This window comes from Aquibacillus albus (assembly GCF_016908325.1).
GTDB lineage: Bacteria > Bacillota > Bacilli > Bacillales > Amphibacillaceae > Aquibacillus_A > Aquibacillus_A albus.
In genome coordinates this window covers 1-5,888 of sequence record NZ_JAFBDR010000048.1, presented here as the reverse complement: position 1 = coordinate 5,888, position 5,888 = coordinate 1, and the positions used below count along the sequence as shown (strand labels likewise).

At 35.9% G+C, this 5,888-nt stretch carries 6 protein-coding genes and 1 pseudogene; 3 read left to right on the top strand and 4 right to left on the bottom strand.

What is annotated here, in order from left to right; genetic code table 11:
• Positions 1 to 142 precede the first annotated feature (142 nt).
• Positions 143 to 853, bottom strand: coding sequence for a FadR/GntR family transcriptional regulator (locus JOC48_RS21070; protein WP_204502383.1), 711 nt, complete (start codon positions 851 to 853; stop codon positions 143 to 145).
• Between the two features lie 1,155 nt (positions 854 to 2,008).
• On the opposite strand from JOC48_RS21070, the gene JOC48_RS21065 reads away from it, so the two are divergent.
• The 3 genes from JOC48_RS21065 (at position 2,009) to JOC48_RS21055 (ending at position 2,748) form a co-directional block, all read left to right on the top strand.
• Entirely contained in the window at positions 2,009 to 2,233 is a 225-nt protein-coding gene (locus JOC48_RS21065; RefSeq protein WP_204502382.1) for a DUF1659 domain-containing protein, read from the top strand.
• Between the two features lie 39 nt (positions 2,234 to 2,272).
• The gene (locus JOC48_RS21060) at positions 2,273 to 2,485 is read left to right on the top strand and encodes a DUF2922 domain-containing protein (protein WP_204502379.1); all 213 of its coding nucleotides are present in this window, start codon (positions 2,273 to 2,275) and stop codon (positions 2,483 to 2,485) included.
• A 125-nt stretch (positions 2,486 to 2,610) separates the two neighbouring features.
• On the top strand, positions 2,611 to 2,748 hold the full coding sequence (locus JOC48_RS21055) for a YvrJ family protein (protein ID WP_204502377.1): 138 nt from the start codon (positions 2,611 to 2,613) through the stop codon (positions 2,746 to 2,748).
• A 297-nt stretch (positions 2,749 to 3,045) separates the two neighbouring features.
• On the opposite strand, the pseudogene JOC48_RS21825 reads toward JOC48_RS21055, so the two are convergent.
• The 3 genes and pseudogenes from JOC48_RS21825 to JOC48_RS21045 form a co-directional block, all read right to left on the bottom strand.
• A pseudogene (locus JOC48_RS21825) lies at positions 3,046 to 3,132 on the bottom strand (hypothetical protein); the annotation flags it as partial.
• A gap of 293 nt (positions 3,133 to 3,425) precedes the next feature.
• Positions 3,426 to 4,295, bottom strand: a complete 870-nt coding sequence (locus tag JOC48_RS21050; RefSeq protein ID WP_204502375.1) for a tetratricopeptide repeat protein — start codon at positions 4,293 to 4,295, stop codon at positions 3,426 to 3,428.
• Positions 4,296 to 4,308: 13 nt separating this feature from the next.
• Positions 4,309 to 5,250: an ATP-binding protein gene (locus tag JOC48_RS21045; protein ID WP_204502372.1), complete on the bottom strand. Its 942-nt coding sequence runs from the start codon at positions 5,248 to 5,250 to the stop codon at positions 4,309 to 4,311.
• Positions 5,251 to 5,888: the final 638 nt, after the last annotated feature.

The following is a 5,888-nucleotide window of genomic DNA, read 5'->3' as shown; positions in this document are numbered from 1 at the left end:
ATGTCGTATCTCCTCCTTACCGGAAGAATACGCTATTAATTATTAAAATTTAAGGCCTTTTTTTAAAAGTGTCCTTGACATAGGGACCACTTTATAAATAACCAAATTGAGGCCCCTTTTTTATACATATAATTAATAGAATTTAGCTTGGGTAAGCTTTGACTATTTCTACTAATCTCAATAACTGTTCTCTCATTTTTTCTTGGGCTAATTGACCGTCTCCTGCACAAATTGCTTCCATAACCGCTTTATGTAACAAAAGTCCTTTATATCTTTCTTCATCATCTGATAAACTTTTATTAACGTTTCTATTTATTTGTCGCCCTTTAATTAATACTTCTCTTAAGTTCTTTACTAGGCTTAACATCAATTCATTATGTGCAGCAAGGAGAATACTATTGTGAAACTCATAATCTGCATTAGGCCATTCTAATACATTATCAAATGATGATTCTAGTTGGTTATATCGAAAACGAATTTCTTCTTTGTCTTTCTCAGTTGCGTTTTGAGCAGCTAAATGTACTCCTGCTGGTTCAATGGCTAACCGCAATTCTAGTAATTGCATGTAGAACAATTTTTGATTATTTGATTCTGATGCCCAGAGTAAAACATTAGGATCCATCCATAACCATTCTGACCGCTCCCTAACAATTGTGCCTACTTTGGTGGAGGACATAACTAACCTTCGAGCGACTAATCCCTTTAACGCTTCACGTACGACCGTTCGACTTACACCTCTATTCTTACTTAAGGTTTCTACTTTTGGTAACACTGTCCCCGGCTTCAAGTCACCATTTATAATTTGTTTACCAATGTCTTGTAGTAACTGTTCACTCAAGTTATATAGTGCCATTTATCTATCACTCCTTGTAATTTACCATAAGCCGAAAGATTTATTAGTATTATTATATTATTGACATAATTATACAGATAAGTCTAGAGAATATATTACATTTGTATGTAATTTTTTATAAAAATCAATACTTTATCACTAATGAAAGAGACAGAATTTTCATCTAGAAATAATGTATAAGAAAAAACAAAGGTGGTGAGATGCCCCATACCACTCCAATAGGAGCTCCCATAAAATCATGAAAATACTCCTTCTATTAAATATTTTTTACCTTTAATAAAAATCATTCTGTATTAATAGGTCTATTCTTGGTACGTAGATGGATTACTTTCACTATCCTTGGCTTATTAATATTTGAATTTATGCCTATCACTACCACACCCGCTCCCTGGAATCCTTTACAGAAGAATCCGGCAAGCCCACAATCACCGGATTCCATATTAAGTGAAATTCACACCTCCTCCTGCACACGATAACCTTCTGAGCCAATATTTGAACACTAACAGTCATATTTCAGCATCCAGTTATTCAGTTTTTTCATACAATGAGAATTTGAATTATAGAAGTGTTTAAGCAAATGAATCAACAAGAAATTAGAAATGAAACGAAGTTCTTTATAGAGGAGGCTTTCTTAAGACAAAAAAAGATAAATATCTTGTCTTTACATTACTACAAAAAATCCAAAATAACAAAAAACTGAAAATCTTTCACTCCGTTTATTCGGAGGTTTATTTCGCACGCTATTAAAAATAGAATTGCGATAACACTTCTCATGAACCCCTACCATTAAGGACACAGAGCTTTTCTTATATCTAATACACTTTCCTAAAAGTAACCATACCTTAAGCAGTACGTTGCTTGATTTATATTAATCAAACGTTTGATCAATACTTGAGAAGTGCGATAGCAATAGTTTTGGTTCTTATTCTGCGAGATATAATTAGCAGCGAGAAATGGAGCACAAGTATCATTCCCCTCTTTCTATCCACTTCGATAAATTCCAGACCGTCACTGTACCATATCGTTTAACAATCTAATCTTCAGGATTAACTTCGTCTGCATACCTATTCCCTTTTTTAAAAAAATTTCATCCAATAGACACCTACTTCCCTATTCCTAACGATTATAGATATGAAGGAAGGAGGTGAGGCAAACATGGCAGTAGCAACGAAAATAGATACTCGACTTCAGCTAGTTTTTGAAGATGGCGTTGATTTAGACACTGGAAACACTATTTATAAGAACAAAACATTCAACAATGTTAAAACAGCAGCAACACCAGATCAGTTACTTGCAATCACAGAAGCATTAGTTCCATTACAAACAAGAACACTCTATTCTGTGAAACAAAACGATAGCTCACTTATAACCGTTGAGTAATCAGTACAACACGCACTGAAAGGAAGGAGGTGAATGATTTTGAAAACATTGGAGCTAAAATTTTTAAATGAAGAAAGCAAAATCGTTACAATCTCTATGGATAATCCCATTGAACCAGCAGATTCAGCTGCTATTAACCAAGCGATGGATACCATCATTGCCCAAAATGCTTTTTATTCATCCGGCGGTGATTTCGTTAGTAAACATAGCGCAAGAATTGTGGAACGTAACGTATTTGATATTGTCATCTAATGATTAGGGAGCGGGCATTCCGCTCCCTTTTGTTCTACCAACTAGGATTAGGGACAGGCTCCTTATCCAAATTACAACAAGACCAATCTCTATAAAAGAATCCAGAGAGAAAAGGAGGAATTACATTGGAGGAAACATGGTTGTCTTTAATCACGGATATTGGATTTCCTATTGCTGTAACCTTTTATTTATTACACCGAGTGGAAAACAAACTGAATACATTAATAGAATCCATCCTTTCCTTGCCAGAGAAATTAAAATGAGGGATAGACATATCTCCAGTCAAAACTAATTCAAACAACAACTGACAAATTTCCCGGGAAATTTTTTCTGCTATTCGACACGGTTGTCACAGTTGCGATCTATTCCCTAACTTAATCCAGGGTGTCACTGTGACCAATCATTTTTGACTTATATTATAATAACTTATACAATATAAACAAAATAAACCGAGTGGATGCAACCACTCGGTAAGCGTAACTACAGACCGCATAAAGAGCGGCTAACCATGTATGTTTTAACAAAGAAGTAACCGCCTTTTCCACTGGTCATGGGGACGGTTATTTCTTTTTGTTTAGAAAGACAACAATAGTTACAATAAGTGTAAGTGTAGCTAATAATGTTAAACAGAATTGAGCTACTAGGCTTAATGCTTGATAATGTCATCCTACCACCTCCCTTCTTAAGGAAGATAGTAATCTTAAAATGTCACTATAATGAAGATCCATGGTTACATCTCAAACAATAGTCAATTGCTATATCACTTTGTCACAGTCAATTAACTATCTAGCTAACAACCTTCAACAATTTCACGAAATAGCACAGTAATTACATTATTTACTTCAAACTTCCTTTTGATGATGAATCAACACACTTTATCCACGACAGGGGTTTGACCCCATAGCCTTCGACAAAATCCGAGGCGTCACTGTGACAGTAACTAGTTTCCAGATAATCTGCCATATATTTTCTTATTAACGATAAGTTTAGTAGACCAATGTGACAAGACATATAAAACGATAAAGACGAGTACAAGCGGCTTGAAAATAATCCAGACTAGGATCCAAGTAACAACAGCAATCCATGGTTTCATTTTTCTAAATACCTTTGTTGGATATAATAAAATTCGGTAAAGCTTATATTGTTTTTGTAGAAGTTCCACATATTCGTTACGTACTTGTTCATTGTCAGGTTCGAGACGAACAGCATTTTCCATATAATCCAGACCTTTATCGTGCTCACCGCGTTGATCCGCTGCCCATCCTAAATACATGAAAACGAGATAATTATCAGGATCTAAATCCAGTGCTTGGACCTCAGCCTCAGTGGATGGCTCGTCTTCGCGAAGCATGCTTAGCGTGTAACTATAATGGGCAAGATAAACTGCATTGTAGGGTTCAAGCTCTAATGCCTGTTCAAAGCTTACCTTCGCTTTTTTCGGATTTGCATTTTTATTGTGAATATTTCCTTCAAGTAGGTAATATACACCATTCTCAGGAAACAATGCTAATGCTTCCTTAATTGTATGCATCGTAGCCTTCCAGTCTTGTTTTGTATATAAAGTTAGTGCTCTAACTTCCCAACCTGTAGGATTTTCTGGATCCCTGCGAAGTGACTCTTCTGACCAGTGCAACGCTTTTTTATATTCGTCCATCGCCAAATAGATTCGGCCGAGTAGTGCATAACCATCTGCATCATCTGGATACATTTGAATATAGTTTTCGGCTTCTTTGACTGCTTCTCTGAATCTATTCCAGTCTAATAGCTGTACAACTCTATCGTATTGTGAGTATTGGATTTCCTCATTCAAAACAAATTCACTCCTATTTAATTTTGTTTTCTTTTATATAGTCTAGTACGTGTTGATAGTTTTTGTTGACATCACTAAAGGTTGCATAGTTTTTCGCGGTTGAGAACCATTCCATTGTTGTTGGGTTTCGTTCTTTTAATACATTCATCACATCAGAATTCGTAAGCGGCTGTAGCTCTCCTGTTTCAAGTGAACGATGTAAGGCATTTTCAACCGCATCGCTAATGAGCTGCTCCAGGTCGGCACCGGAAAACAGCTGCGTTTTATTTGCCACCTTCTTTAACTGGAGCTTTTCCTGTGGCTTATCTTTTAGCTTTAGACTGAGAATGTGCTCACGTTCCTCTTCACTTGGCGGCGGAACAAAAATTAATTGATTAAATCTGCCCGGTCTCCGTAGTGCTGAATCTAAATACCAAGGTGTATTTGTTGCCCCGATTACATAGACTCCATCGTTGTGGGAGCTTAGTCCATCCAGTTCAATCAATAATTGGTTCACTAGCATGCGTTCGTGGTGCTGCCGCATGTTTTGTCGACTTCCACCAAGCGCATCTAACTCATCGATAAACAATACACTAGGTTTATGTTCACGAGCTTTTTCGAATACATCATGAAGGTTATGCTCACTCTCACCAACGTACAAGGATAATATCGCTTGCAATTCTAGGTGAAGAAAATTTGCATCTATCTCACCAGCAATTGCTTTTGCTAAAAAAGTTTTCCCACATCCAGGGGGACCATATAGCAATAAGCTACCGCCAGCCTCTTTGCCATAAGCTTTGAAAAATTCAGGGTTTTGCAGTGGTAAGATAAAGTTCATTCTAATTTTTTTCTTTAAATCTTCCATACCGCCTACGTCTTCAAACGTTTCTTGGGGCTGAGTGGATTCCATTAATGTATTTTTGCTCTTATCAAATTGAATTACTTTTATTTTCTGTCTTTTATTCTCGTCAGACATTAATATCCCTCCTTGTTCACGACCTGCAAAGTTTATTCTGATTGTAATTGTTGCACCAGTCCTTGGGGCGTTACGTTACATCCGTTTATGTGACTGTAATGGGCAATCTGTCTTGGTATGGAAATATAAATGGAGTTGTATGACCAAAACTTGATTTGGAGGTATTACATATAAATCATTTACCTCTGTTCACAGAATGTTTTTGGAATTTAAGACAAGTTATTACTCAATCACCCATCTACAGTCTAAGAATTAAAATTATGTATCTCTAAACATCTTACCATTTAATCTAAGGCATGGAGCTTTCAGGTGAAATTTTCCTGAAGTTTCCTGTGGTTTCGAGTCTCTGAATATAACAAAGAATATTTTAATGAATAAATGAAATTAAAAGAGGAAAATATGATGAAATTGGAGAAACTTTCAGTGAGCTTTGAAACACCTAAGTCAACCAAAGTTGTCGTTTGGACTATTCATCACTAGAGGCTTTTCACTATATATTAGATAATAAATGCCTATCAATTATATAACATCGATAGGCATCGTTATAAATGCTACTTTAATAATGTACAGAAATGATTAATTAAGTATGTACAGTTCTGATAGTTTCGCTGCATAATATTCTGGAGGTGAATATTATG